Here is a 26,731-nt window from a genome sequence, read left to right as displayed (position 1 = left end):
CTGTGCATGCGCATTGTTGTTCTGGCCGGCGGTATCGGTGGTGCTCGTTTTCTGCGTGGCCTCAAGCAGGCCGCGCCCGAGGCGGACATCACGGTCATCGGCAACACGGGTGATGACATCCATCTGTTCGGGCTGAAGGTCTGCCCCGACCTCGACACCGTGATGTACACCCTCGGCGGTGGCATCAACGAGGAGCAGGGCTGGGGGCGGACCGACGAGACCTTCCAGGTCAAGGACGAGCTCGCGGCGTACGGGGTGGGGCCCGGGTGGTTCGGTCTCGGCGACCGCGACTTCGCGACCCACATCGTCCGTACGCAGATGCTCGGCGCGGGCTATCCGCTCAGCGCGGTCACCGAGGCGCTCTGCGCCCGCTGGCAGCCGGGGGTGCGGCTGCTGCCGATGTCCGACGACCGGGTCGAGACGCACGTCGCCGTCGAGATGGACGGCGAGAGCAAGGCCATCCACTTCCAGGAGTACTGGGTGAAGCTGCGCGCCTCCGTCGAGGCGCAGGCGATCGTGCCGGTCGGGGCGGAGCAGGCGAAGCCGGCGCCGGGTGTGCTGGAGGCCATCGGCGCCGCCGATGTCATCGTCTTCCCGCCGTCGAACCCGGTGGTCTCCATCGGCACCATCCTCGCCGTGCCCGGCATCCGGGAGGCGATCGCCGAGGCCGGAGTGCCGGTCGTCGGCCTCTCCCCCATCGTCGGGGACGCGCCCGTGCGGGGTATGGCGGACAAGGTGCTCGCCGCGGTGGGCGTCGAGTCGACGGCCGCGGCCGTCGCCCAGCACTACGGGTCGGGGCTGCTGGACGGGTGGCTGGTCGACACGGTGGACGCGGGTACGGTCGGCGAGGTCGAGGCGGCGGGGATCCGCTGCCGGGCGGTGCCGCTGATGATGTCGGACGTGGACGCCACCGCCGAGATGGCCCGCCAGGCGCTGGATCTGGCCGAGGAGGTGCGGGCGTGAGCGGTGTCGGTAGTGCCGATGTCGATGGTGGCGGCTCCGCGCCTTCCTTTCGTGTGTGGGCCCTGGGCGGGATCCCCGAGGTGCGCGCCGGCGACGATCTCGCCAAGCTGATCGCCGGGGCCGAGCCGGGGCTGGTCGACGGTGACGTCCTGCTCGTCACCTCCAAGATCGTCTCCAAGGCCGAGGGCCGGATCGTCGAGGCCGCGGACCGCGAGGCCGCCATCGACGCCGAGACCGTACGGGTCGTGGCGCGGCGCGGGACGCTGCGGATCGTGGAGAACCGGCAGGGGCTGGTGATGGCCGCCGCCGGGGTGGACGCGTCGAACACCCCGGCCGGGACCGTGCTCCTGCTGCCCGAGGACCCCGACGCCTCCGCCCGGACGATCCGGGACGGGCTGCGGGACACCCTCGGCGTGGAGATCGGCGTCGTCGTCACGGACACCTTCGGGCGGCCGTGGCGCAACGGGCTGACCGATGTCGCGATCGGGGCGGCCGGGGTGCGGGTGCTGGACGATCTGCGCGGCGGGACGGACGCGTACGGCAATCCGCTCAGCGCCACGGTCGTGGCGACGGCGGACGAGCTGGCCGCCGCCGGGGACCTGGTCAAGGGCAAGGCCGCGGGGTTGCCGGTCGCCGTGGTGCGGGGGTTGCCGCATGTGGTCTCCCCCGGTGCTGAGCACGAAAACGACCCGGGCGCCCGTGCGCTGGTGCGGGATGCGGCCGATGACATGTTCCGGCTCGGGACGTCCGAGGCCGTGCGTGAAGCGGTGACCCTGCGGCGGACGGTGCGCGAGTTCAGTGACGAGCCGGTGGATCCGGGGGCGGTGCGGCGGGCGGTGGCGGCCGCGGTGACGGCTCCGGCACCTCATCACACGACGCCCTGGCGGTTCGTGCTGCTGGAGTCCGCCGAGTCGCGGACCCGGCTGCTCGATGCGATGCGGGACGCCTGGATCGAGGATCTGCGGCGTGACGGCAAGAGCGAGGAGTCGATCGCGAAGCGGGTGCGGCGCGGGGATGTGCTGCGCAACGCGCCGTATCTGGCGGTGCCGTGCCTGGTGATGGACGGGTCCCATACGTACGGGGACGTGCGGCGGGACACCGCGGAGCGGGAGATGTTCGTGGTCGCGGCGGGGGCTGGGGTGCAGAACTTCCTGGTGGCGTTGGCCGGTGAGCGGTTGGGGTCGGCGTGGGTGTCCTCGACGATGTTCTGCCGAGAGGTGGTGCGGGAGGTGCTGTCGCTGCCGGAGTCGTGGGATCCGTTGGGGGCGGTGGCTGTGGGGCATGCGGTGGGGGTGGCTCGGGAGCGGGTTGTTCGGGATGCGGAGGACTTTCTCACCGTGAGGTGAGGTGCGGTGAGGTGGGGGGTGCGGGGTCCGGTGGGGCCGCTGCGCGGGGCTTGTCCCCTACCCGCCCCTTCCCGAAACCGGGGGCTCTGCCCCCGGACCCCCGCTCCTCAAACGCCGGAGGGGCTGGAATGGCGGGTGTCCTACAGTGCTGCGATGTTTCCCGGAGTCATCCTCGGGGCCCGGCGCTTCGGGGTGTGGCCCGAGAGCAGGATCAAGCGGGTTGCCCTGTGGCGTTGGCCCTCGTACGGGGTCAGCAGGGTCAGCATCTCCTCGTCGTCCGCGTGGCGGTTGTCCGCCAGGGCGTGGCCCACGATGCCCGGCAGGTGGTAGTCGCCGACCGTGACCGCGTCGGGGGCGCCGTTGGAGCGCTGGAGGGTTTCGGCGGAGGTCCAGGGGCCGATGCCGGGGATAAGTTCCAGGCGGGCCGTCGCCTGGGGAAGCTCCATCGCCGACGCCTCCTCCAGCCTGGGCGCCACCCGTACCGCCCGCATGATCGTCGACGAGCGCTTGGTGTCGACGCCCGCCTTGTGCCACTCCCAGGACGGGATCATCGCCCAGGTCCGTGCGTCCGGCATCACATGGAGGCCCAGTGCGGCCGTGGGGCCGGGGGCCGGGGTGCCGTAGCGGCGGACCAGGAGGCGCCAGGCTCGGTACGCCTCGTCCGTGGTGACCTTCTGTTCCAGGATCGACGGGATCAGCGACTCCATGACCAGGCCCGTGCGCAGCAGCCGCAGGCCGGGGCGGCGGTGCCGGGCCACGGCGAGCAGGCGGTGGTGCGGGGTGAACGCGTCCGGGTCGTCGTCGGCCCCCAGGAGGGCGGGGAGGCCGGCCAGCAGCCACTGCGCGCCCGGGCCCCAGGCCTGTGCCCCGACCCCGTCGCCGCGCGCCGCCACCCTCAGGGTGCCGGGGCCCTCCGGCGTGCGGGTGGCCCGCCAGAACGTGCCGTCCGGCGCCATCCGGAACGTGGGGTCGGCCGGGCCCCGGCGCAGCGGGCCGAGCACCAGACGCAGGTCCAGCGGGCCGGGTGGGGTCCACTCCCGGGTCAGTGGGCGCTCGTCGCCCCGCACGAGCCCCTCGTCTCCCCGCACAGCCGGAGCTGCCTGGTGCGGCAGCGTCGGGCGCGCGGTGCGGGGGGCGAATCGTCCTGCCACGGGTGGGGCCTCAGGTGTTCCTGGTGCTGGAAGTGTCCTCTTGAGGGTACGGGGCGGAGCCGCCCTACTGGTCCGAGGAGAAGCGGATCGAGGCGTCCGGGAGGACCGCCCCGCACCAGATCCGCACCCCGTCCCTCAGTTCGTTGTCCGCGCCCACCTGGGCGCCGTCCCCGATCACCGCGCCGTTCAGCACCGTACGACTGCCGATCCTCGCGCCCGCCCCGATGAGCGAGTCCGTGATGACCGCGCCCGCTTCGACGACCGCTCCGGCCAGGACCGTCGAGCCGTCGATCCGTGCGCCCGCGCCGATCACCGCGCCGGCCCCGACCGCCGTGCCGCCGGTGAGCTTGGCGTCGGCGGCCACCGTGGCCGTCTCCAGGACCAGGCGGTCTCCGCAGCGGCCCGGGACCGCCGGGGACGGGGCGCGGCCCATGACCAGGTCGGCGGAGCCGCGTACGAAGGCCTGCGGGGTGCCGAGGTCCAGCCAGTAGGTGGAGTCGACCATGCCCTGGAGGTGGGCTCCGGAGGCGAGCAGTCCGGGGAAGGTCTCGCGCTCGACGGAGACCGGGCGGCCCTCGGGGATGGTGTCGATGACCGAGCGCCGGAAGATGTACGCCCCGGCGTTGATCTGGTCGGTGACGATCTCCTCGGGCGTCTGCGGCTTCTCCAGGAAGGCCGTGACCCGGCCCGTCGCGTCCGTCGGTACGAGACCGAAGGCGCGCGGGTCCTCCACCCGGGTCAGGTGGAGCGAGACGTCCGCCCCGGAGTCGTTGTGCGAGGTGACCAGGGCCCGGATGTCCAGCCCGGTCAGGATGTCACCGTTGAAGATCAGGACGGGCTCGTCCGGGCCCGAGGACAGCTTGGCCGCGACGTTGCGTATCGCTCCGCCGGTGCCGAGCGGTTCCTGTTCGGTGACGTACTCGATGTGCAGGCCGAGCGAGGAACCGTCGCCGAAGTGCGGCTCGAAGACCTCGGCCAGGTACGACGTGGCGAGCACGATGTGCTCGACCCCGGCCGCCCTGGCCCGCGCCAGCTGGTGGGTCAGGAAGGGGACCCCCGCCGCCGGGACCATCGGCTTCGGGGTGTGCACCGTGAGCGGGCGCAGCCGGGTGCCTTTGCCACCGACCAGGAGGATCGCTTCTTTTGCCTCTGTCACAGCACCGTCTCTGCTTCCTGCTGGGGCCTGGCCTGGGTATATGGCTGGCCAGTCTAAGCAGACCGGTCCGACATGAACCGGTCAGCGGCCCTGCAGTTTGGCGGAGCTGGTCCGGGCCGTGCCGAGCTTCTTGTAGAGACGCGCTCCGGGGCATTCGGTTGCGAACCCGTCCCGATGGCCCGAGATCACGTTCATCTTGACCTTCACGCCCTTCCTGTACTTGTTGCTGCCGCCCGAGACGAGCGTCACCTTCCCCTTGGGGTTGCCACCGAACAGACCGAGCTTCCAGGCGGTGAGTCTGGAGACCGCCGTGACCGCGGCGGCGGGCGGGTTGGAGGAGGAGTAGGTGCCGAGCACCGCGATCCCCATGGTGTTGGTGTTGAAGCCCAGGGTGTGCGCTCCGAGGACCGCCTTCGTGACGCCTCCGGCCCGGCCCTCGTAGATGTTTCCGCACTTGTCGACGGCGAAGTTGTAGCCGAAGTCGCGCCAGCCGCTGCTCTTGACGTGGTAGCGGTAGATGCTGCGCAGCACCGAAGGGGCCTGCTTGCAGGTGTAGTTGTTCCCGGTCGCGCTGTGGTGCACGAAGGCCGCCTTGACGGACTTCGTGTACCCGAAGTTCCGCTCCCGGAGCTTCTCGTCGGCGCCCCAGCCCTTGCGCGTGACGATCTTCGGCCGCGGACCGATGTACGGCTTCGCCCCGGGTGCCAGGTTCACCGACTCCACCGTCTCCGCCTGGGTGAGGGCGGGGATGACGGTCGCGCCGAGCTCCGCGAGTTCCGCGTTGACCGCCGAGGCCGCGGCGATCTCGGCCGTCAGGACCTCCGGCAGGGCGGCGGTCGGCGGGGTGTCCGCGAAGACCGCGGGTACGGCCGCCCGGTTGGCGGGGGCGCCCCGGGCGGGCTCCGGCGCCGGGTCCTCGCCGGGGTCGACGAGCTCCAGGCGCATCCCCTCCGGCAGCGGTACGGGGGTGGCCGCGCGGTCCTGGGAGTCCGGGGACTCCGGGGCGGCCGGGGACTCCGGGCGTACGCGTACCTCCACGCCGTCCGAGTCGCCGACCCAGAGCGGGGCCGTCGCGCCCCGCACCCTACGTCCCTCGCGCTCCGCGCTGCCGAGGTCGGCGGCGTGGTCCGCGTTGTGCGTCTCGACGTCCTGCCAGTCGGACCAGCGCGTGGTGCCGGTGGCCCGGGTCCGGACCTGGACCGTGCCGTGCAGTTCGGCACGGGCGTCGTCCCAGACCACGCCCACCAGGGAGAAGGGGCGGGCGTCGCGCTGGGGCAGGCCCTGGACCGCCGGTGCTCCCGCGACCCGGTTCGAGGGGACGGCGAGGGGCGCCAGGGGCAGCGACTGCGTGGAGCCGGCCGGTTCGGCGGCGGACTTCGCGGCGCGGGGCTCGGCGGCATCGGGGGCGGTGGTGTCGGAGGTATCGGTGGTGTCCGTACGTGGCTCGGTGGTGAGGGAAGGCGGCCGGGCCGAGGCGGAGGGGAGGACAGGGGCGGACGACGCGGGAGCGGCGAGCGGCAGAGTGAGTGCCGCCGCGCAGGTGACGCCGACTGAGGTGACCAATAGTGCACGCATACGCACGATCCTGGCCATAGCATGGCAAGTCCGGCTACCCGGGCAGAGGACCACACCTGACGCCGTGTCTGCCGAACCGGTGTACGTGACACCCGTTCAGCCCGCCCCGCACAGCGTCCCCGCGTACTCTTGCGCGGATGAACTCCAGCGACCGAACCGCCGCCGACCTGCTGCGATCCGCCCTCGCCGCGGACCCGGCCCGCCCCCTGGTCACCTTCTACGACGACGCCACCGGAGAACGCGTCGAACTGTCGGTGGCCACCTTCGCCAATTGGGTGGCCAAGACCGCCAATCTGCTCCAGAGCGACCTCGCCGCCGAGCCCGGCGACCGGCTCGCCCTGCTCCTCCCCGCGCACTGGCAGTCCGCGGTCTGGCTGCTCGCCTGCTCCTCCGTCGGCGTCGTCGCCGACATCCAGGGCGACCCGGCCGCCGCCGACCTCGTGGTGAGCGGGCCGGACACGCTGGAGCGGGCCCGGGCCTGCCGGGGCGAGCGGGTCGCGCTGGCGCTGCGTCCGCTGGGCGGCCGGTTCCCGCAGCCGCCCGAGGGCTTCTCCGACTACGCGGTGGAGGTGCCGAGCCAGGGCGACCGCTTCGCCCCGTTCGCCCCGGTGGACCCCGGGGCCCCCGCGCTGGCGGTGGGCGGGGTCGAGCTGACCGGTACGCAACTCGTCACCAAGGCCCGTGAGGACGCCGACGCGCTCGGGCTCGTACCGGGGTCCCGGCTGCTGACCGGGCACACGTACGACACCTGGGAGGGGCTGAGCGCCGGACTCTTCGCGCCGCTGGCCGCCGGAGGTTCCGTGGTCCTCTGCCGCCACCTCGGGCAGCTCGACGCGGAGGGCCTGGCGAAGCGGGTCGAGAGCGAGCGGGTCACCGGCACGGCGGTGTGAGTCACCCGCGCTGCCGGGGAAGCGCCAACAGTCCGGTATGACAAGCGCCCTGAGGTGCACTCGTCCGGCCCACAGCGGGCCGAGCCCCCGATAACGATCGTCAACGGGGGTAGATGATCGGCGGTACAGACCACTCTCTGGCAGTGCACAACCAAGCGTGAGGTTCAGCCGTCTACTCCTGCGACCGGCGGCCCATCGCGCCGCCGACCGTGAAGGATGGACGCAGACGTGACCGACAGTGCTGGCACGCCGGCCGACCCGGACCACCCGGCCGGGGACACGCCGCAGGGCAGGTCGCAGGAAGAGCCGGGGGCCAAGGAGCCGGGGGCCAAAGGGCCGGACTCCGAGGAGCCGAGATCCAAGGACTCGAAGGACCCGAAGGAAGAACCCGCGCCCGAGGGCGGAGCGCCTCGGGACGAGGCCCCGGACGCCGACGCCCCTCAGGACTCCGGCACCCCACAAGGCTCAGGCGCCGCCGGTGTGCAGACCTGGGCCGATCACCCCAAGGACGGTTCCGCGTCCCGGCGGAAGCGCCCCTGGCTGCGCTGGGCCGCTCTCGGCGCGTCGTTCCTCGTGCTGGTCTCCGCGGGGGCGGGCTGGTGGCTGTACAAGAAGCTCGACGGCAACATCACCACCGACACCAGCGCCGCCGCCGAGCTGAAGGTGTACGAGAAGGAGCGGCCCACCCCGGTCGTCATGGACGCCCAGAACATCCTGCTCATCGGGTCGGACAGCCGGGCCGGGGAGAACAGCGAGTACGGCCGTGACGACGGCGGCAGCCAGCGCTCCGACACCACGATCCTGCTGCACCTCGCGGCGGACCGGAAGAGCGCGACCGCCGTGTCCCTGCCGCGCGATCTGATGGTGGAGATCCCCAGCTGCCGCACCGGGGACGGCGAGGAGACCCGCAAGCGGTTCGCCCAGTTCAACTCCGCGTTCGAGCTCGGCGGCACCGCCTGCACGATCCGTACCGTGGAGCGGATGACCGGCATCCGTATCGACCACCACATGGTCGTCGACTTCAACGGGTTCAAGGAGATGGTCGACGCCGTGGACGGGGTCGAGATCTGCCTGCCGAAGCCGATCGACGACAAGGACGCGCACCTCGACCTCCCCGCCGGGCGGCAGACGCTGAACGGCGAGGAGGCGCTCGGTTACGTACGGGCGCGCAAGACCCTCGGCGACGGCAGCGACACCGAACGGATGGAGCGCCAGCAGCAGTTCCTCGGCGCCCTGGTGAACAAGATGCAGAGCAACGGCGTCCTGCTCAACCCGACGCGGCTCTACCCGGTCCTGGACGCGGCGACCAAGTCGCTGACGACCGACCCGGGGCTCGACTCGCTGCGGGACCTGTACGACCTGGTGCGGAGCATGCGGGACGTGCCGACCGAGCAGGTGCAGTTCCTGACCGTGCCCCGGCAGCCGTACCGCCTGGACCGGAACCGGGACGAACTCGTCGAACCGGACGCGGGCGAGCTGTTCAAGCAACTGCGCGAGGACAAGCCCGTGGCCGTGGTTCCGGCGGACGAACTCAAGGACGGCGAGGGGAACGGCGAGGGTGACGGCGGCGGTGACGACGGAAAACCGGACGGTACCGGCTCCGAAAGTCCGACCCCGACGCCCACCTATTCGGGGTCGAGCGCTGCGGACGACCTGTGTGAGCAGTAAAGCAATTGCCAAGACAGAGAAGGCAATCGACGCATAATGGGAAGAATGCCCGGTTGTAAGGAGCGTGGTGTAGGTCACGCACGTCGCTCCTTTTCTGACCGGGCGGATAGTGTGACGCGATCCGGTGCTTCCGGCCGTCAGGTCGTGCACTGCTGGAGCGAAGGAACGAGCGCCTTGCCGGGGGAGGGCGCCTCGCGTGGCACCGACGGAGGACACAAGCAACCGTGGATGCGCAAAGCCGTGGGCGGGCGGACGATATCGATCCCGCAGACCAGTGGGTACTCAACCCGCACACCGGCAATTACGAACTGCGACTGGACCAATCCGCAGGGGAGTCGCCGGTCGCCGCGCGTACGGCCACCGCGGAGGATTCCGGCCGGCGGCGAACCGGCTCCCCCGACGGCCCGCGCCGCGAGGTGCCCGGCCAGCGCAGCCGCCGGGCGGCCCAGAGCGGCGGGCGCGGCGTGGAGGCCACGGCCACCGCGGGGCGCCGTAAGCGCAAGTCCCCCAAGGCCCGCCCGAAGAAGGCGCTGATGTGGACGGGCGGGGTGACGGCGTTCCTCGTCGTCTCCGCCTCGCTCGGCGCGTACCTCCTCTACGAGCGGTTCAACGGCAACATCGACACCGTCGACATCGGTGACGCGGGCAACAAGGACGTCCTCAGCGACGGCCCGATGAACATCCTGATCATCGGCACCGACAAGCGCACCGGTAAGGGCAACGAGGGGTACGGCGACAAGGGCAGCGAGGGCCACGCCGACACCAACATCCTGTTCCACATCTCCGAGGACCGCACCAACGCGACGGCGATGAGCATCCCGCGCGACCTGATGACGGACATCCCGGACTGCGAGACGAAGCAGCCGGACGGGTCGGAGAAGGTCATCCCGGGCACCCCGAACGTCCGCTTCAACATCAGCCTCGGCCAGGAGGGCCGCGACCCCGGCTGCACGATGCGGACGGTCGAGGCGATCACCGGCATCATGCCCGACCACTTCATGATGGTCGACTTCAACGCGGTCAAGGAGCTGACCACCGCGATCGACGGCGTGAAGGTCTGCATGGCCAAGCCGGTCGACGACCCGAAGTCGCATCTGAAGCTCCCCAAGGGGGAGTCGACGGTGGCGGGCGAGGAGGCACTGGCCCTGCTGCGCACCCGGCACAGCTTCGGCAACGAGAGCGACCTCGACCGGATCAAGGTGCAGCAGCAGTTCCTCGGCTCGATGATCCGGAAGATGAAGTCGAACGACACCCTGACCAATCCGACGAAGCTGTTCAAGCTGGCCGACGCGGCGACCAACGCCCTCACGGTCGACCAGGGCATCGGCAGCGCGAAGAAGCTGATGACGCTTGCCCAGGAGATCGGCAAGGTCGACACCAAGAACATCACCTTCGTCACGATGCCGGTCATAGACAATCCGGCAGAGCCGACGCCCATCACCGTGGTCGTGGCCCCGCAGAAGGGTGAACAGTTCTTCGCGATGATGCGCTCCGACACCTCGCTGACCGAGGTGAAGCAGAAGGAGAAGGCCGCCAAGAGCAACCAGGCGGCCCTGCTCAAGGGTCCGAAGGCCGCGCCCGCCGACGTACGCGTCGACGTCCTCAACGGCGGTGAGATCCCGGGCGCCGCGGGTGCGACCGTCACCTGGCTGCAGAACGAGCAGGGGGTGCTGAAGTCCACCAACAAGGCCAACGCCCCCGAGAAGATCACGAAGACGACGCTGGCCTACGCGCCCAACCAGGCCGACCAGGCCCGCGCGCTCGCCGAGATGATGGGCCTGCCCGCCACGGCCATGAAGCCGGGCACCGCCGACGCCGAAGGGCTGCAGGCGATGGTGCTGACGCTGGGGGCGGACTTCAAGGGCGCGGGCGTACCCATCACCGGACCGGCGAAGGCGCCGGAGGACATCCAGCGGGCAAGCGCCGACAAGGCGGTATGCGCACAGTGACACCGGGTCACCGCGTCGCAGCGGAAATCTGAACAGCATGGGGGGTCCGGTGGGACGGAGCAGTACGCCTGGGGAAGGGACACGGTCACGCGTCCAGCACGCGGATCGGGACGGCCGGGACGAGGACCCGTACGGGGACGGGGACACGGCGGGCCGCCGGCGCCGCGGAAGCGGTGACGGCAGCGACAGCGGCACGGCGGGGAAGTCGGCCACCCGGGGACCGGGGCGGCGGTCCGGGCCGCAGGGCATAAACAGCCGGGGCCGGAGCAGTCGCCGCGCCCCGAAAAGCGGTAAACGGCGCGTACTCCGCTGGGTCTCGTCCGTACTCGCCCTGCTCATACTCGGCGCCGGTGGGGCCGGCTACCTCTACTACGAGCACCTCAACAGCAACATCAAGAAGGAGGATCTGACCCTCGGCGACAAGCAGATGGCCGACCACAAGGCCAACGCCGCCGGTCAGACCCCGCTCAACATCCTGCTCATCGGCTCCGACGCCCGGGACTCCAAGGCGAACCAGAAGCTGGGCGGCGCGAAGGAGACCTTCGGCTCCCAGCCGCTCGCCGATGTGCAGATGCTGCTCCACCTCTCTGCGGACCGCTCCAACCTCTCCGTGGTCAGCATGCCGCGCGACACCATGCTCAAGATGCCCAAGTGCACGGCCCCGGACGGCGAGGTCTTCCCGGCCAGCACCCGGGACGTGCAGACCAACGAGAGCCTGCGCCGCGGTGGTCCGGGCTGCACGGTGGCCGCCTGGTACGAGCTGACCGGCATCCGGATCGACCACTTCATGATGATCGACTTCGCCGGTGTGGTCTCGATGGCCGACGCGATCGGCGGCGTCCCGGTCTGCGTGGACGCCAACATTTACTCGCGCGGCGCCAACGGCCGCGGCGGCTCCGGGCTGAAGCTGGAGGAGGGCACCACGTACGTCAAGGGTGAGCAGGCCCTCCAGTGGCTGCGTACCCGGTACGGCTTCGAGGACGGCAGCGACCTCGCGCGGGCCAAGGCCCAGCACCAGTACATGAACTCGATGGTGCGGGAGCTGCGCAAGGGCACCAAGCTCACCGACCCGGGCAAGCTGATGAACCTGGCCGAGGCCGCGACCACAGCGCTGACGGTCGACAAGGGCCTCGACACGGTCAAGAAGCTCTACGACCTGGCCGAGGAGCTGAAGAAGGTCCCGACGAAGCGCATCACGATGTCGACCATGCCGAACGTGTACGGCACCGGGACGAACGCCGGCCGGGTCTACCCGAAGGCGGGCGACGCGGAGCAGCTGTTCCGGATGGTCCGCGAGGACATGCCGCTCGACGGCAAGGCGTCCAAGCGGAAGCCGGTGGAGCCGAAGGACCCGTCCGCTCCGGTCGGCGAGATCGCCGTCGCCGTAAGGAACGGGACCGCCACCGACGCGCTCGGCCCGGTCTCGGGGCGGGCGGGTGACGTGGAGAAGCTGCTCAAGGAGGCGGGCTTCGCGAAGGCCACGGTCGACTCAGGGAACGTGGCGGGGGCGGCGCGGACCGGGGTCCTGTATCCGAGCGCGGAGCTGGAGGGCGACGCACGGGCCGTCGCCAAGGCGCTCGGCATCCCGGTCTCGCAGGTGAAGAGGTCGACCGACGTCTCGGGCATCTCGCTCGCCGTGGGCGCCGACTGGCGCGACGAGGGGGTCTACCCCGTCTCCAAGGGCACGGAGAAGACCCCGGACTCGGCGGGGGCCCAGAACGGCGAGGAGAAGGGCTGCATGAAGGTCAACCCGCAGTACACGTGGTGATGTGACCCCGTAGCGGGTCGGACGAAGGACGAAGGGCCCCACCGGTCAGCGGTGGGGCCCTCTTCGACGACCGGGTCCGGGTCAGACGGTCTCGCTGCTGCTGCTCGCCGGCGAGGGGCGGCGGCTCGCGATGACCCGCTTCGCCAGGGAGCGCGGGCTGGTGAGGAAGCCGAAGCCCCAGCACATGTGCATGGTCGCCAGCGCCACCGGGATCTGCGCGCGGGCCTTCAGCGGGAGCCCCTTGCCGGCGGGCAGCGACCCGGCGACGATCGCGGCCAGGTACCCGCCGGGGACGAGAAGCGCCCACGGGGTGACGGCGGCGCCCACCGCCAGGCCCGCCGCGATGGCGACGACGGCGGTCGGCGGGGCGAGGTAGCGCAGGTTGATCGAGCCGGAGTGGTAGCGGGCCACCACGTGGCGCCAGCGGCCGTAGTCCTTGTACTGCTTGGCGAGCGCCTTCACCGAGGGGCGCGGGCGGTACTGCACCTTCAGCTCGGGCGAGAACCAGATCAGCCCGCCGGCCTCGCGGATGCGGAAGTTCAGCTCCCAGTCCTGGGCGCGGATGAACTCCACGTTGTAGCCCTCGGCCCGCTCCAGCGCCTCGCGCCGGAAGACGCCCAGGTACACCGTCTCGGCCGGGCCCGCCTGGCCACCGGTGTGGAAGGCCGCGTTGCCGACGCCGATCTTCGAGGTCATCGCGGCGGCGACGGCGTCCTCCCAGGCGTTCTCGCCCTCGGCGTGCATGATGCCGCCGACGTTCTGCGCGCCGGTCTCCTCCAGGAGGCGGACGGCGGTCGCGATGTAGTTCGGGGAGAGCATGCCGTGGCCGTCGACGCGTACGACGACGGGGTGGCGGGAGGCCTTGATCGCCGCGTTGAGGGCGGCGGGGGTTCGGCCGGTGGGGTTGGGGACCGTGTGGACCCGGGGGTCCTCGGCGACCAGCTCGGCCGCGATCTCGTCCGTCCGGTCGGCGGAGGGGCCGAGCGCGATCACGACCTCCATCTCACCGGCGTACTCCTGCTCCAGGATGTGCCGGACCGAGTTCCTGAGATGGCGTTCCTCGTTGAGCACCGGCATGATCACGGAGACGGCGGGGTACTGCGCGGCAGACATGTGGTCCTCAGGGGGTCCTCGGGGGCGCCAGGGGTTCCGCGCCCAGGAGGCGGGCACCCCGGGAGGCGGCGTTATTCGGCCGCCACGTTACCGCGAATGGGGGACACCGGTGCGCGCGCCGCCGGGTGGCGGGCCGGGTCGGAGATCGTATGGGCCTACCGTGCGATGGTCCCCTTGCACCGCAGAGGTGTCTCCGTCCCCCGTGCACCGCGGAGGTGTCTCCCCCCGTGACCGCCCCCCGTCCACCGCAGCGCCGGCCCCGCCCCGGCACCACTCCCCCGCGCCGCCGTCCACCGCAGGGCGTGCGGGCCCCTCGCTCCCGGAAGCAGGACGAGCGGCCGCGCTGGGGCATGCGGGTGGCAACCGGGCTCTCGGTGCTGGTGCTGGGCGCGGGTGGGATCGGTCACGCCCTGGTGAGCAACCTGGAGGGCGGGATCGGCCGGGTCGACCCGTTCAAGGACATGAAGAACCGCCCCCAGTCCGGGCACGGCACGAATCTGCTGCTCGTGGGCACCGACAGCCGGGACACCATCACCAAGGCGGAGAAGCAGAAGTACAAGCTGGGCGGCGCGCCCTGCGACTGCACCGACACGATCATGCTGGTCCACCTCTCGGCCGACAAGCAGCGCGCGAGCGTCGTGAGCCTGCCCAGGGACAGTTACGCCGAGATCCCCCCGCACACGGACCGTACGACCGGCAAGAAGCACGCGAGCCACCCGGTGAAGCTGAACGCCGCCTACGCGGAGGGCGGGCCGACGCTGACCGTGCGGACGGTCGAGCACATGACGGGCGTCAAGGTCGACCACTATCTGGAGGTCGACTTCACCAGCTTCATGAAGACGGTCGACGCGGTGGGCGGGGTGCAGATCTGTACGGCCCGGCCGATGAAGGACTCGTACACCGGTCTGAACCTGCCCGCGGGCACCCATGAGCTCGACGGCGGCCAGGCGCTGCAGTACGTACGCTCCCGCCATGTCGACGTCGCCTCCGACCTGGGCCGGATGCAGCGCCAGCAGAAGTTCATGGCGGCGCTGATCAAGCAGGCGACGAGCAACGGGGTGCTGCTGAACCCGGTGCGGTTCCAGCAGGTCTCCGCCTCGGTGCTGGGCTCGGTCCGGGCCGACGAGGGGTTCGGTACGGAGCAGATGCTGGCGCTCGGCAAGGCGATGAAGGACTTCAGCCCGGCCTCGTCGGAGTTCACCTCCGTGCCGGTGGGGAATCCGAGCTTCCCGGTGAAGGGCATCGGCTCCACGGTCCAGTGGGACGCGGCGAAGTCGAAGAAGCTGTTCCAGGCGCTCCGCGAGGACAAGCCGCTGGCCCCGGCGAAGCCGAAGCCCGCGGCGGGTGCGCCGAAACAGGCGCAGGGAACCCTGGTGGACGTGGCGCCGGAGGAGATCCGGGTGCAGGTCTACAACGGGACCCCGAAGGACGGCCTCGGCAAGGATGTGGACGCCGGTCTGCGCGCCTCCGGCTTCAACACCACCGACGCCCCGCTCAACGGGAAGCTGCGCGACCTGCGGCGAACGCTCGTGACGTACGACCCGCGCTGGGACCGGTCGGCGAAGTCGCTGGCCGCCGCGTTGCCCGGGAGCGAGCTGAGGGCGGTGAAGGGGCAGGGCGCCACGATGGAGGTGACGGCCGGCTCGGACTTCACGAAGGTGCGGCCGGTGCGGGCGGAGAGCAAGCAGACGGGCGAGTTCGCCACGGTGACGGGCGACGAGGTGGTCTGCCCGTAGAACCGGTCCGACGGTCCGGCGGTCTCAGTCGTCGATGCCGTCGGCCACGCGCTTCTCCCGCAGCTCCTTGATAGCCCGGCGGCGCGCGAGCCGGTGGGTGCGCCGGATCTGCGCCTCCTGGTAGCGCCGCTTGTCGCGCTCGGTCTCGGGGATCACCGGCGGTACGCGGCGCGGCTTGCCGTCCCCGTCGACGGCGGCGAAGACCAGATACGCGCTGCCGACCTGCTGGGCGGGGGTCGACTCGTTCCAGCGCTCGGCCATCACGCGGACGCCGACCTCCATGGAGGAGCGGCCGGTCCAGTTCACCTGCGCCCGTACGTGGACGAGGTCGCCGACCCTGACCGGCTCCAGGAAGACCATCTCGTCCATCGACGCGGTCACCGCGGGCCCGCCGGAATGCCTTCCGGCCACAGCGCCCGCCGCGTCGTCGACCAGTTTCATGATCACGCCGCCGTGCACCGTACCCAGGAGGTTGGTGTCGCTGCCGGTCATGATGTGGCTGAGGGTCGTCCGGGACGCGGCGGTGGGCTTGCCCGGAATCTCTTCCTCCGAGCGCTCCGAGCGGGTGGCCTGATCTGTCATACAGTCCACCTTATGCGCGGGGCCGGATCCCGCAGAATGCATCAGCTTCGCAACAGCCCTGGTGCGATTTCCCTTACACCCTGTAATAGCTGTGGGTCGGCGCGGCACACTGTTCGGATGAACGATTGGCCCGATCGACGGACCGGCGACCGCAGCGAGCGCTACGGGCAGGGCAGTGCCAGCCCTCAGCCCGAGAGCGCCCGGGCGATGCCCCACATCCGGCGCCGCCCGGCCCCGCCGCAGAGGCCGCAGGTGCCGCCGCAGAGCCAGGGGTACGACGACCGCTACCAAGGCGGCTCCCCCGGCTACGGCAACAGCCCCGAGCCCGGCTACGACAGCGGCTACAACACCGGCCAGGTCTACGGCGGCGGTGCGGGCGGCGGCTATGGTGGCGGCGGCGGTGACGCGGGTTACGTCCAGGGGCGCCCGGCCCCGGACTGGCGCCGCCGGATCAAGCTCGGCGCGCTGACCCTGGTCGTCGTCCTCCTCGTGGTCTCCGTCTCCACGTACTTCTGGGCCGACGGCAAGCTGAAGCGCGAGGTCGACCTCGCCAAGGTCATCGAGCGGCCGGAAGCGGGCGACGGCACGAACTACCTGATCGTCGGCTCCGACAGCCGTGAGGGCATGTCGGCCGAGGACAAGAAGCGGCTCCGCACCGGTTCCGCCGAGGGCAAGCGCACCGACTCGATGATGATCCTGCACGACGGCTCCAACGGCCCGACGCTGGTCTCCCTGCCGCGCGACTCCCAGGTGGAGATCCCCTCCTTCAAGGGGTCCGAGTCCGGCAAGATGTTCCAGGGCACCGGCCGCCAGGTGAAGCTGAACGCCGCGTACGCCGAGGACGGCCCGGAACTCCTGGTGCGTACGGTCGAGTTCAACACCGGGCTGCGCATCGACCACTACGTCGAGATCGGCTTCGGCGGCTTCGCGCAGATCGTGGACGCGATCGGCGGGGTCGAGCTGGACATCCCGAAGGCCTTCAAGGACAAGAAGTCCGGCGCCGACTTCCAGGCCGGGAAGCAGACCCTGAACGGCGAGCAGTCCCTGGCCTTCGTCCGCACCCGGTACGCCCTCCCGGGCAGCGACCTGGACCGTACGAAGAACCAGCAGAAGTTCCTCGCGGCCCTGGCGAGCCAGACGGCGACCCCGTCCACGATCCTCAACCCGTTCAAGCTGTACCCGACGATGGGCGCGGGCCTGGACACCCTGATCGTGGACAAGGACATGTCGCTCTGGGCACTGGGCAACATGTTCTTCGCGATGAAGGGCGTCACGGGAGGCGACGGTACGTCGATGAACATGCCGATCTCGGGCAGCAACGGCGGCAACCTCGTCTGGGACAAGGCGAAGGTGAAGCAGCTCGTGGAGCAGCTGAAGAACGACGAGAAGGTCACGGTCAAGGGCAACTGAGTCCCCCTGCCCGGCCGTTGCGGGGAGCGTCGCCTACGTGCCGTAGGTGAGGTTCCCCTCCTCGTCCATGAGGGGATGGATCTGGGAGGGGCCGTAGTCGTCCGTGTCGGACGGGCGCGGCCTCTCCGGTCCGTCGGGCCCGATGCGCATCACGCGCTCGACCCGCACGACCTCGAACCGGCGCCCCCGCACCAGGAGTTCGTTGGGCCTGCGGCGCGCCATGAACTTCTTCGCGGCCCGATCGTGGATCGCCCGCTCCTTCTCGTCCACCTTCATCCACGCGGGCAGCTCCGGCAGGTCCGGCAGGTCCGGGAGCTGCGGCACGGGCCGGGTGAGGTGGTCGACCAGGGCGCGCCGGGCGGCCTGCGGGGTCGAGTGCTGCCCGGTCACCATCGACCAGGACAGCTCCTTCCGCTCCACCACCCGGAACGTCGTCGGGAGGAGGACGACGCCCGGGTGGGTGGTCAACGCCCGCCGGGAATCGGCCCGTACGTCATCGGGGAAGCGGCCGGCGGTGTAGGAGAGCTGCAGCAGCCCGGCCCGGTCTATCCCCTCGGCCAGCCCGACGGCGGCCGCGTGGTCGACCACGAAGTCCTTGGTGCGGGAGGACTCCGGCGCGTCCAGGTCCCAGCTGTCGTCGTCCGGGTCGGTGGCCCGGGGCGGCTCCAGGCGCCCGCCACCGATCCGCGCGAACTCGTCGGCCCGCACGACGCGGTAGCGCACCCCGTCCGCCGTCACCTCGTTGACCGGCTCGGTCTCCAGCCGGGCCACGGCCGCCAGCAGCGACCGCCGCTCGGCCCGGTCCTCGGTGTCGTCCTTCGCCTTGAACCAGAGGTGCGAGTTCAGCTCGTCGCGGGCCATCTGCGGGAACCCGGTGTCGAGTTCATCCATCAGCCGCCAGCGCGGCCGCTCCCCGCGCCGCTGCGCGGCAAGCCCGAACAGGGGCCCCCGGACCACGATGTTCGGATACTTGCGGGCCGAGGCGAACGCGTCCGCCTCGGTGACCTCGAAGACCGGGTCGTCCCGGTGGGTGACGTTGATCGTGAGATGGTCCGGCGACTTCCCCGGGTGATCGTCCATGCACTCAGTGTGCCGAAGGGGGGTGCCGGTGTCAGGGATTCCGCCACAAAGGGCTTCCGGCTGGGAAGCCGCGACCGGGTCGTGGCGCTCCACGATCCGGTGCGGGCCTGCCGGGTCGTGGCCCACCGCGACCCGGCAGGCCACGACATCAAGTACTTGAAGAACCAAGAGAAATTACCCAACCCCACCCCACCCGATCCCGGTGGTCAACTGCGGGAGGGGCTGGTCACCCACACGGGTGAGATTCGCCAACTGGGCTGGATTTTGGATGGGTTGGCAGGCATATGCTCGCGCTGACCGACACCCCAGACATGAGACGGCCCCCGCCGGGACGGCAATCCCGAACGAGGGCCTGACCACCAAGGAAGAAGAAGACTTCCCCATGGCTACCCAGCACGATATCGCCCTCACCCGCGCCCTGGCAGAGCTTCCCGGGCCCCTCCCGCCCTCCGGCGTGATCCACGTCGCGATCCCGCACACGAGCCGGTTCACGATCGTCGGCAACCACCTCGCGCAGCACGCCGAACTCTCCCTCGTCGCGATCGGCATCGGCATCCACATCCAGTCGCTGCCCGCCGGGTCCGAGGTCGGCATCAAGGCGCTCGCCTCCCGCTTCACCGAGGGCGAGACGACGATCGCCGCCGCCCTGCGTGAGCTGGAGACCCACGGATACCTGCACCGGACCCGCGTGAGGCTGCCGAACGGCCGGATGGTCACCCGCACGGTGTTCTGCAACCAGCCGGGGGCGGCGCTGCGGGGCGGGACGGTGATGGCGCCCTTGCCGGTGATGGCGCCGGTGCCCGTACCCCTGGTGGCACCTGTGCCCGTGCCGGTGGCGGCTCCGGCGGCACCCGCCCCCGCACCCCCGCCTACGCCCGAACCCACCCCCGTACCGGAGGAATCGCACCCACCGGTCCGCGTACCGTCGCGCGCCGCGCCCAAGGCGGCGCGCCGGCCGCTCCCCCGGCCCCGCCAGCTCACCCCCGAGCTGCGGCAGACCGCCTCCGCGATCCTCGCCGACCTGCGGAGTCACGCGAAGGAGCTGGTGCTGTCCGAGGATGACGTCGAGGCGCTGGTCCCCGGTGTGGCCGCCTGGCTGGAGCGGGACGCGCACCCCGACACCATCCGCCACGCTCTGACGACCGAGCTCCCGCAGCCTCCCAAGCACCCGGCGAAGATCGTCAAGCACCGCCTCACCGTGCTGCTGCCACCGCCGCTCCCCGGCGCCCAGGAGCTGGCCCCGGCCCGCCGCACGCTGGTCATCCCCCTCCAGAACTGCGATGGCTGCGACCGTGCGTTCCGCGCCTCGGCACCGGGCCACTGCCGTGGCTGCCGGAGCGAGCTGCTGGAGGCGGCCTAGCATGAAGGGGACGACCGCTGCCCCTGAGCACCGACGACGAGGAGTGGGCACGATGACCATCGCCCCGGACGACGCACGGCGTGACGCCCACCTCTACCAGGTCATGCGGGAGTTCGTCGCGAGCGCGGACGACACCCTTCCCGGCAAATTCGAGATCACCCAGGAAGGGATCGTTCACGACATGATGGCGCCCGTCGGCCCTCACGAGCTCACGGCATTGCGGCTCCGAAAGCGCTTGGAGCGAGTGATGCCGGACGAACTGGTAGCACACACGGGAACGCCCGACGTGGAGAGCGCATCGCACGGCATCATGCGTCACCCCGATGTGATGGTGATCGCGGAAACGGACATGGAGGTCGCCGGATCGGTCGACCCGCTGACGCTCGTCGCCGCGATCGAGGTCGTCTCCCGGTCCAACCCGGAGAACGACTGGGTGAGCAAAATGCGGGACTACCCGCTCCTGGGCATCCCTGTCTACGCCGTCTTCGACCCGCGCACCGGCTCCGGAGCCGTGCTCTGCGACATCCACCGGACGCCGGACGGGCCGCGCTATGCGACCCGTAAGGACTTCCTGTACGGCGAGGACGTCACGATCGCCGAGTGGACGATCCCGACCGACGGTCTCCCTCGTTACGCCTGACGCCCCCGCCCTACGCCCCGCCCGTCAGGGGAGCTTGACGCAGACCGCTGTCTCGCCGAACGAATGAGTGCGCCACCGGCTCGGGTCCCCCAGGTCGTCCACGACCGCCCGGTCGGGGCCGAGGATCAGATTGCCCGCGAGCAGTGTTCCGCCGGGGCGGAGCAGACGGCGGAGCTCCTGGACGATGTCGGCGGTCAGGGTGAACCCGTCGAAGAAGGCCATGTCGTAGGCCCCGGTGGCCAGCGTGGCGAGGACCTTCTCCGCCGTGCCGTGGTGCACATCGATCCGTTCGGCCATGTGGTGGCGGGCGACGTGGGCGCCGGCCGCGTGAGCGTGATCGCTGTCCATCTCGACGCTCTCGACTCGCGCCGTCGGCACCGCGTCGGCCATCGACAGGGCCCTGTACCCGAGGGCGGTACCGACCTCGATGATCCGTTGGGCGCCGGTGGCGGCGGCGAGGGTCGCGGGCAGGGAACCCTCACCGTAGGCGAACGCTCCGCAGCGGTGGGCGCGGCGGTGACGCCGCGTGGCGGCCTGGACGTCGGCGAACGGGGCGCGCACGGACAGGGGGCGGCGCAGGGCGGCGATCGCCGCCACGGCCACCGGACGGAATCTGGTGAGCATGGCTGTCCCCACTCTCCGAGGCCACCCCTGCGGTGGGCCTCATCCCGTGGGCAAGGTGCCACTTGAATCCCACTTCAAGTCAAAGGCGGGTGTCCCGTGGACGAGAAGCTCCTCGACATCGCCGAGGTGTCCCGGATCAGTGGGGTGCCCCCTTCGGCGCTGCGGTTCTACGAGCGCATGGGACTTCTCCGGCCCGCCGGCCGCAACGGCCTGCGCCGGACCTACCGGCCGGACGCGCTGGACCGGGTCGCGCTGATCCTGAACGCCCGTGCCACCGGATTCTCGCTGGCCGAACTGCGCGAACTGCTGGAGGCGGACCCGGACGGCATTCAGCAACGCCTGCGGGACAAGGTCCGCGAGATCGACCTGCGCATCGAGGAGATGGCGCTGGCACGTGACCGGCTGGACCATGCATCGACCTGCCGGAGCGAGAACCCTCTCGCATGCCCCACTTCTCTGGCCGGCCTGCGCAAGCTGCTACCCGCGGACAACCCCTCAGTCACGGCACGCTTCCCTCTCTGAGCGCCGCCGCTCGCGCGCGTGCGGGGGTGGGGCCACCTCGTCACGGGCGTCAGCCCGGCACGATGCCCTTCGGTTCGAGTCCGGCGAAGTCCTCGTGCAGGGCGTCTAGATGACGGCCCGTCGGTTCACCGGCCGGGTCCAGCTCCGCCAGCCGCCAGCTCGGCAGTTGCTCCTCGATCTCGGCGGGCAGCGACCCGTCCGCCGGGTCGGCCAGGGCGTACAGCACCGCGAACGCGGTCTCCCGGGCCACCTCGCGGGCCAGCTCGCCGAGGTCCTCGGGGGTGAGCCCGGCCGCGAGGGCGCGGTCGACGGGCCCGGCGGCCACGCCGTCGCTGCGGTAGGCGGCCACCCACCGGGGTGCTTCCGCGGCCCAGGCGTCGACGTCCTGCCAGACCGTCCGCAGGAGCCGGTAGCGGGCGAGCTGCGGGAGCCCCTCCTCGGCCTCGGACTCGGCCCAGTCGGGTGCGTCACCACCCGCCCCCAGGGCCTGGAAGAGGGCGGTGAGCCTGTCGAGTTCGGTCATGGGGAGGGAGGGTACCGGCCGTGGTCCGAGGCCGAGCCGGACGGGAGCCGGACGGATGGGCACGGCCGGACCGATGAGTTTCGGCGGGGTGCGCGGTCAGTACGTCCGTAAGAGTGGACCCCCGGCACGAAGTGCTCGTACCGGACCGCACGAGATACCCAGGAGACCCCGATGCGCACCCTGATCAGCACCGCCTTCGTTTCGCTGGACGGCGTCATGGAGGCCCCGGGCGGTGAGCCTGGCTACCGGAACTCGGGGTGGACCTTCAAGGACGTGGAGTTCCTCCCCGAGGCGTACGAGATCAAGGGCCGGGAGCAGGGGGAGTCCGCCGCCCTGATGCTGGGCCGGACCAGCTACGAGGCGTTCAGCCCGTTGTGGCCGGCGATGGAGGAGTTCGCCGAGTACAAGGTGATGCCGAAGTACGTCGTCTCCACCACGCTCAAGGAGGACGACCTGGTCTCCGACTGGGGCGACACCAGCATCCTGCGCTCGCTCGACGAGGTCGCCGCGCTGAAGGAGACCGAGGGCGGCCCGATCATCATCCACGGCAGCGCCGCCCTGAACCACGGCCTGTCGGACGCCGGCCTGATCGACCGCTACCACCTGCTCGTCTTCCCGCTCCTGCTCGGCGCGGGCAAGCGCCTGTTCAGCGCGACGGACAAGGACGCCCAGAAGCTGAAGCTGGTCGAACACGAGGCCTATGCCAACGGCATCCAGAAGAACGTGTTCGACGTGATCCGCGAGACCCGCTGATGTAGTGGCTGAAATCGCTCCACACGCCTGACAAAGGATCGGCCACGGTTCCCGTCATCCGCTGTGCGGCCCGGAGGCTGGGTGGTGCAGCAGACGGAACGAGCTCGCAAGAGGGCACGGCTCACGATCAGCGGGAGTGTGGAACACGTGAATGGACGAGGGATTCCGGCAGGGCGAAGTGCTGTCATTCCCACCGTGACACCCGAGGACGCTCGCTACCCGGACATGATCAGAGGCCACGGCAACAACCGCCATGTGGCCTCCCCCGAGGCCATCCGGATCCCGTCCACCACCGAGCAGGTCGTCGAGATCGTGGAGGAGGCGGTCCGCGACGGCAAGCGGATCGCGCTGCGCAGCGGCGGGCACTGCTTCGCGAACCTCGTCTTCAACGACGAGAGCGAGATCATCGTCGATCTGCGGCTGATGGACCACGTGGGCTTCGACGACGAGCGCGAGGCGTTCGTCGTCGAGCCGGGCGCGACCCTGCTCCAGATCTACGAGCTCCTGCACATCGGCTGGGGCGTCACCCTGCCCGGCGGCGGCTGTTACGCCACGGGGGCCGGGGGGGGCACTTCTCCGGGGGCGGTCACGGCATCCTCTCCCGCCCGCACGGCGTCGTCAGCGATCACATCCACGCCGTCGAGGTCGTCACCGTGGACGAGCGGGGTGAGGTGCGGGCGGTCGTCGCCACCCGCGACCCGGACGACCCCCACCACGACCTGGCCTGGGCCGTGGCGGGAGGCGGCGGGGGCAGCTTCGGTGTCGTCACCCGCTTCTGGATGCGCAGCCGGGGGGCCGAGGGCGGTCCGGGCGACCTGCTGCCGAAGGCGCCGTTCACCGTCCTGTGCACCTTCGCGGCCTGGTCCTGGGGGGACATCACCCAGGAGGGGTTCGCGTCGTTCATGTCCGCGTACGCCGACTGGTCCAAGGAACACGGAAGCCTGGACTCCCCCTATCTCTCCCTCGGGCACTGGCTCTTCCTCCAGCACGCGGAGACGGGCATGTTCAACGTGATCGCGCAGATGGACGCGGCGGCCCCGGACGCCCGCCGGCTGCAGCGGGTGAAGGCCGCGTGGGACCCGCGGAACTTCTTCCGCCACCCCCAGTCGGTCGAGCTGCCGGCCGGCTGACGCCCCGGCGCCCGGCGCACGGACGGCGGCCCCCCGCGTGATGCCGGGGGCCGCCGCCGTATGCGGAGCCGTTACGGCAGGTTGCGCGCCATGACGATGCGCTGGACCTGGTTCGTGCCCTCGTAGATCTGGGTGATCTTGGCGTCGCGCATCATGCGCTCCACCGGGTAGTCCCGCGTGTAGCCGTAGCCGCCGAGGAGCTGGACCGCGTCCGTGGTGACCTCCATGGCCACATCGGAGGCGAAGCACTTGGCCGCGGCGCCGAAGAAGGTGAGGTCGGCGTCGACGCGCTGGGACTTGGCGGCGGCCGAGTAGGTGAGCTGGCGGGCCGCCTCCAGCTTCATCGCCATGTCGGCGAGCATGAACTGGATGCCCTGGAAGTCGGCGATCGGCTTGCCGAACTGCTTGCGCTCCTGGACGTACCCCTTGGCGTAGTCCAGTGCGCCCTGGGCGATGCCGAGGGCCTGGGCCGCGATCGTGATGCGGGTGTGGTCCAGGGTCTTCATCGCGGTGGCGAAGCCCGTGCCCTCCTCACCGATCATGCGGTCCGCGGGGATGCGGACGTTGTCGAGGTAGACCTCACGGGTCGGGGAGCCCTTGATGCCGAGCTTCTTCTCCGGGGCGCCGAAGGAGACGCCCTCGTCGGACTTCTCGACGACGAAGGCGGAGATGCCCTTGGAGCGCTTGGTGGGGTCGGTGACCGCCATGACCGTGTAGTACTCGGAGACGCCCGCGTTGGTGATCCAGCGCTTCACGCCGTTGAGGACCCAGAAGTCGCCGTCGCGCACGGCCTTGGTCTTCATGCCCGCCGCGTCGGAGCCGGCGTCCGGCTCGGAGAGCGCGTACGAGAACATCGCGTCGCCCTTGGCGAGCGGGCCCAGGTACTTGCGCTTCAGCTCCTCGGAGCCGGAGAGGATCACCGGGAGCGAGCCGAGCTTGTTGACGGCCGGGATCAGGGAGGAGGAGGCGCAGGCGCGGGCCACCTCCTCGATCACGATGACCGTGGCGAGCGCGTCGGCGCCGGCGCCGCCGTACTCCTCCGGGACGTGGACGGCGTGCAGGTCCGAGGCGACCAGGGCGTCCAACGCCTCCTGCGGGAAGCGGCTCTCCTCGTCGACCGCGGCGGCGAAGGGGGCGATCTTCGTCTCGGCGAGCGCGCGGATGGTCTCGCGGAGCATGTCGTGCTCCTCGGCCGGACGGTACAGGTCGAAATCGGTCGAACCCGCCAAGACGCTCACTCCCCAGATGCTAACTACCGTTAAGTAACTCAATTTTAGTGCGGAAGCCGTCCGAGGGCATACGAGAGTCGCACGTGAGCTTGGTGACAGGGGTCGGGCAAAAGCGGATACAAGCGGCAGATCGGGTGGGGAAAAGCGGGGTTCCTCTCCGCGACTATGCTCGGTTCGCACGTCCATCCGCACGTCCCAGGAGCACCCATGGCCCTCAGGATCACTGTGATCGGCACCGGCTATCTCGGCGCCACCCATGCCGCGGCCATGGCCGAGCTGGGGTTCGAGGTCCTCGGTCTCGACGTCGTACCGGAGAAGATCGAGCTGCTCTCCACCGGGCGCGTGCCGATGTACGAGCCGGGCCTCGAAGACCTGCTGCGCAAGCATGTCGACGGCATCGAGGGCTCCACCGGGCGGCTGCGCTTCACCACCTCCTGGGAAGAGGTCGGGGACTTCGGCGACGTGCACTTCGTCTGTGTGAACACTCCGCAGAAGCACGGCGAGTACGCCTGTGACATGAGCTTCGTCGACAGCGCCTTCGAGTCGCTGGCCCCGCACCTTACCCGGCCCGCCCTGGTCGTCGGCAAGTCGACCGTCCCCGTCGGCTCCGCCGCCCGCCTCGCCGCCCGCCTCGCGGAGCTGGCCCCGGTGGGCGCGGACGCCGAGCTGGCCTGGAACCCGGAGTTCCTCCGCGAGGGCTTCGCCGTCAGCGACACCCTGCACCCCGACCGGATCGTCGTCGGCGTGGAGAGCGAGCGGGCCGAGAAGCTGCTGCGCGAGGTGTACGCCGGGCCGCTCGCGGAGGGGTCACCGTTCGTCGTCACCGACTTCCCCACCGCCGAGCTGGTGAAGACCTCCGCCAACTCCTTCCTCGCCACCAAGATCTCCTTCATCAACGCCATGGCCGAGGTCTGCGAGGCCGCCGACGGGGACGTCGTGAAGCTCGCCGAGGCCATCGGGCACGACGACCGCATCGGGAAGAAGTTCCTGCGGGCCGGGATCGGCTTCGGCGGCGGCTGCCTGCCCAAGGACATCCGGGCCTTCATGGCGCGCGCCGGTGAGCTGGGCGCGGACCAGGCCCTCACCTTCCTCCGCGAGGTCGACTCCATCAACATGCGCCGCCGCGGCCACATGGTCGAGCTGGCCCGGGAGGCCGTGGGCGGCGACTCGTTCCTGGGCAAGCGGGTGGGTGTCCTGGGGGCCGCGTTCAAGCCGGACTCCGACGACGTACGCGACTCCCCCGCGCTCAATGTCGCCGGGCAGATCCACCTCCAGGGCGGCCAGGTGACCGTCTTCGACCCGAAGGGGATGGACAACGCCCGGCGGCTGTTCCCGACGCTCGGTTACGCCGATTCCGCACTGGAGGCCGTGCGCGGCGCGGATGTGGTGCTGCACCTGACGGAGTGGCGCGAGTTCCGCGAGCTGGACCCGGCGGAGCTGGGCGGGGCGGTGTCCCGCCGGATCATCCTGGACGGGCGCAACGCCCTGGACAGCGCTGTGTGGCGCGAGGCCGGGTGGACGTACCGGGCGATGGGGCGGCCGAAGGCCTGAGTCGCCCGCACT

Annotated in this window: 24 protein-coding genes and 1 pseudogene; 16 read left to right on the top strand and 9 right to left on the bottom strand. The window is 70.8% G+C overall.

The features are described 5' to 3' along the window. The first annotated feature begins 6 nt into the window (after positions 1 to 6). Positions 7 to 963 (top strand): 2-phospho-L-lactate transferase, encoded by a 957-nt coding sequence (gene cofD, locus ACK8N7_RS22675; RefSeq protein WP_403212304.1) that lies wholly within the window; start codon positions 7 to 9, stop codon positions 961 to 963. Next, positions 960 to 2,309, top strand: a complete 1,350-nt coding sequence (locus tag ACK8N7_RS22670; protein ID WP_403212306.1) for a coenzyme F420-0:L-glutamate ligase — start codon at positions 960 to 962, stop codon at positions 2,307 to 2,309. The genes cofD and ACK8N7_RS22670 overlap by 4 nt, the downstream gene beginning before the upstream one ends. Before the next feature lie 140 nt (positions 2,310 to 2,449). Here ACK8N7_RS22670 and ACK8N7_RS22665 read toward each other — a convergent pair whose 3' ends face one another. From ACK8N7_RS22665 to ACK8N7_RS22655, 3 genes are all read right to left on the bottom strand, one after another. After that, a complete protein-coding gene (locus tag ACK8N7_RS22665) occupies positions 2,450 to 3,460 on the bottom strand; it encodes a DNA-3-methyladenine glycosylase family protein (protein ID WP_403212308.1) in 1,011 nt (336 codons plus the stop codon). A 64-nt stretch (positions 3,461 to 3,524) separates the two neighbouring features. Then, entirely contained in the window at positions 3,525 to 4,616 is a 1,092-nt protein-coding gene (gene manB / locus ACK8N7_RS22660; protein ID WP_267065089.1) for a mannose-1-phosphate guanylyltransferase, read from the bottom strand. A gap of 81 nt (positions 4,617 to 4,697) precedes the next feature. Further along, on the bottom strand, positions 4,698 to 6,191 hold the full coding sequence (locus tag ACK8N7_RS22655) for a peptidoglycan recognition protein family protein (protein WP_500443933.1): 1,494 nt from the start codon (positions 6,189 to 6,191) through the stop codon (positions 4,698 to 4,700). Between the two features lie 137 nt (positions 6,192 to 6,328). Here ACK8N7_RS22655 and ACK8N7_RS22650 point away from each other — a divergent pair, with 137 nt between their 5' ends. From ACK8N7_RS22650 to ACK8N7_RS22635, 4 genes are all read left to right on the top strand, one after another. Then, on the top strand, positions 6,329 to 7,081 hold the full coding sequence (locus tag ACK8N7_RS22650) for a TIGR03089 family protein (protein ID WP_500443931.1): 753 nt from the start codon (positions 6,329 to 6,331) through the stop codon (positions 7,079 to 7,081). Between the two features lie 216 nt (positions 7,082 to 7,297). Continuing rightward, the gene (locus ACK8N7_RS22645; RefSeq protein WP_500443929.1) at positions 7,298 to 8,749 is read left to right on the top strand and encodes an LCP family protein; all 1,452 of its coding nucleotides are present in this window, start codon (positions 7,298 to 7,300) and stop codon (positions 8,747 to 8,749) included. A 224-nt stretch (positions 8,750 to 8,973) separates the two neighbouring features. Next, the gene (locus ACK8N7_RS22640) at positions 8,974 to 10,698 is read left to right on the top strand and encodes an LCP family protein (protein WP_500443928.1); all 1,725 of its coding nucleotides are present in this window, start codon (positions 8,974 to 8,976) and stop codon (positions 10,696 to 10,698) included. A gap of 37 nt (positions 10,699 to 10,735) precedes the next feature. Next, the gene (locus ACK8N7_RS22635; protein ID WP_403212318.1) at positions 10,736 to 12,466 is read left to right on the top strand and encodes an LCP family protein; all 1,731 of its coding nucleotides are present in this window, start codon (positions 10,736 to 10,738) and stop codon (positions 12,464 to 12,466) included. Between the two features lie 81 nt (positions 12,467 to 12,547). Here ACK8N7_RS22635 and ACK8N7_RS22630 read toward each other — a convergent pair whose 3' ends face one another. Further along, positions 12,548 to 13,579 (bottom strand): glycosyltransferase family 2 protein, encoded by a 1,032-nt coding sequence (locus ACK8N7_RS22630; RefSeq protein WP_500443926.1) that lies wholly within the window; start codon positions 13,577 to 13,579, stop codon positions 12,548 to 12,550. Between the two features lie 227 nt (positions 13,580 to 13,806). Between ACK8N7_RS22630 and ACK8N7_RS22625 the strand changes: the two genes are divergently transcribed. After that, the gene (locus tag ACK8N7_RS22625; RefSeq protein ID WP_457810830.1) at positions 13,807 to 15,315 is read left to right on the top strand and encodes an LCP family protein; all 1,509 of its coding nucleotides are present in this window, start codon (positions 13,807 to 13,809) and stop codon (positions 15,313 to 15,315) included. A 24-nt stretch (positions 15,316 to 15,339) separates the two neighbouring features. Here ACK8N7_RS22625 and ACK8N7_RS22620 read toward each other — a convergent pair whose 3' ends face one another. Beyond that, positions 15,340 to 15,897 carry an acyl-CoA thioesterase gene (locus ACK8N7_RS22620; RefSeq protein ID WP_031124313.1) on the bottom strand — a complete coding sequence of 186 codons (558 nt, stop codon included), beginning with the start codon at positions 15,895 to 15,897 and terminating at the stop codon, positions 15,340 to 15,342. A gap of 117 nt (positions 15,898 to 16,014) precedes the next feature. Here ACK8N7_RS22620 and ACK8N7_RS22615 point away from each other — a divergent pair, with 117 nt between their 5' ends. Next, a complete protein-coding gene (locus ACK8N7_RS22615; protein ID WP_500443923.1) occupies positions 16,015 to 17,307 on the top strand; it encodes an LCP family protein in 1,293 nt (430 codons plus the stop codon). 33 nt (positions 17,308 to 17,340) lie between these two features. Here the strand turns inward: ACK8N7_RS22615 and ACK8N7_RS22610 are convergent, their stop codons facing one another. Next, the gene (locus ACK8N7_RS22610) at positions 17,341 to 18,387 is read right to left on the bottom strand and encodes a DUF5954 family protein (RefSeq protein WP_500443922.1); all 1,047 of its coding nucleotides are present in this window, start codon (positions 18,385 to 18,387) and stop codon (positions 17,341 to 17,343) included. Between ACK8N7_RS22610 and ACK8N7_RS22605 the strand changes: the two genes are divergently transcribed. From ACK8N7_RS22605 to ACK8N7_RS22595, 3 genes are all read left to right on the top strand, one after another. Continuing rightward, complete coding sequence (locus tag ACK8N7_RS22605; RefSeq protein ID WP_403212326.1) at positions 18,376 to 18,684, top strand: hypothetical protein; 309 nt, start codon at positions 18,376 to 18,378, stop codon at positions 18,682 to 18,684. The genes ACK8N7_RS22610 and ACK8N7_RS22605 overlap by 12 nt on opposite strands. 85 nt (positions 18,685 to 18,769) lie before the next feature. After that, complete coding sequence (locus tag ACK8N7_RS22600) at positions 18,770 to 19,747, top strand: hypothetical protein (RefSeq protein ID WP_403212328.1); 978 nt, start codon at positions 18,770 to 18,772, stop codon at positions 19,745 to 19,747. A gap of 52 nt (positions 19,748 to 19,799) precedes the next feature. Next, entirely contained in the window at positions 19,800 to 20,387 is a 588-nt protein-coding gene (locus ACK8N7_RS22595) for a Uma2 family endonuclease (RefSeq protein WP_403212330.1), read from the top strand. Positions 20,388 to 20,411: 24 nt separating this feature from the next. Here the strand turns inward: ACK8N7_RS22595 and ACK8N7_RS22590 are convergent, their stop codons facing one another. Further along, the gene (locus tag ACK8N7_RS22590; RefSeq protein ID WP_500443919.1) at positions 20,412 to 21,011 is read right to left on the bottom strand and encodes an O-methyltransferase; all 600 of its coding nucleotides are present in this window, start codon (positions 21,009 to 21,011) and stop codon (positions 20,412 to 20,414) included. Between the two features lie 96 nt (positions 21,012 to 21,107). On the opposite strand from ACK8N7_RS22590, the gene ACK8N7_RS22585 reads away from it, so the two are divergent. Then, entirely contained in the window at positions 21,108 to 21,533 is a 426-nt protein-coding gene (locus ACK8N7_RS22585) for a MerR family transcriptional regulator (protein ID WP_403212334.1), read from the top strand. 49 nt (positions 21,534 to 21,582) lie between these two features. Here the strand turns inward: ACK8N7_RS22585 and ACK8N7_RS22580 are convergent, their stop codons facing one another. Further along, entirely contained in the window at positions 21,583 to 22,056 is a 474-nt protein-coding gene (locus ACK8N7_RS22580) for a hypothetical protein (protein ID WP_500443917.1), read from the bottom strand. 171 nt (positions 22,057 to 22,227) lie between these two features. On the opposite strand from ACK8N7_RS22580, the gene ACK8N7_RS22575 reads away from it, so the two are divergent. The 3 genes and pseudogenes from ACK8N7_RS22575 (at position 22,228) to ACK8N7_RS22565 (ending at position 23,939) form a co-directional block, all read left to right on the top strand. Beyond that, a complete protein-coding gene (locus tag ACK8N7_RS22575) occupies positions 22,228 to 22,809 on the top strand; it encodes a dihydrofolate reductase family protein (protein ID WP_500443915.1) in 582 nt (193 codons plus the stop codon). Positions 22,810 to 23,034: 225 nt separating this feature from the next. After that, positions 23,035 to 23,349: pseudogene (locus ACK8N7_RS22570) on the top strand (FAD-binding oxidoreductase); the annotation flags it as partial. 113 nt (positions 23,350 to 23,462) lie between these two features. Continuing rightward, on the top strand, positions 23,463 to 23,939 hold the full coding sequence (locus tag ACK8N7_RS22565) for a BBE domain-containing protein (protein ID WP_500443913.1): 477 nt from the start codon (positions 23,463 to 23,465) through the stop codon (positions 23,937 to 23,939). Between the two features lie 71 nt (positions 23,940 to 24,010). Here ACK8N7_RS22565 and ACK8N7_RS22560 read toward each other — a convergent pair whose 3' ends face one another. Beyond that, positions 24,011 to 25,168 (bottom strand): acyl-CoA dehydrogenase, encoded by a 1,158-nt coding sequence (locus ACK8N7_RS22560; protein ID WP_403212876.1) that lies wholly within the window; start codon positions 25,166 to 25,168, stop codon positions 24,011 to 24,013. 207 nt (positions 25,169 to 25,375) lie between these two features. Between ACK8N7_RS22560 and ACK8N7_RS22555 the strand changes: the two genes are divergently transcribed. Further along, positions 25,376 to 26,719: a UDP-glucose dehydrogenase family protein gene (locus tag ACK8N7_RS22555; protein ID WP_094213528.1), complete on the top strand. Its 1,344-nt coding sequence runs from the start codon at positions 25,376 to 25,378 to the stop codon at positions 26,717 to 26,719. Positions 26,720 to 26,731: the final 12 nt, after the last annotated feature.

The organism is Streptomyces griseobrunneus, assembly GCF_046713465.1.
Classification (GTDB): domain Bacteria; phylum Actinomycetota; class Actinomycetes; order Streptomycetales; family Streptomycetaceae; genus Streptomyces; species Streptomyces microflavus.
This window is presented reverse-complemented; position numbering and strand designations above follow the sequence as displayed.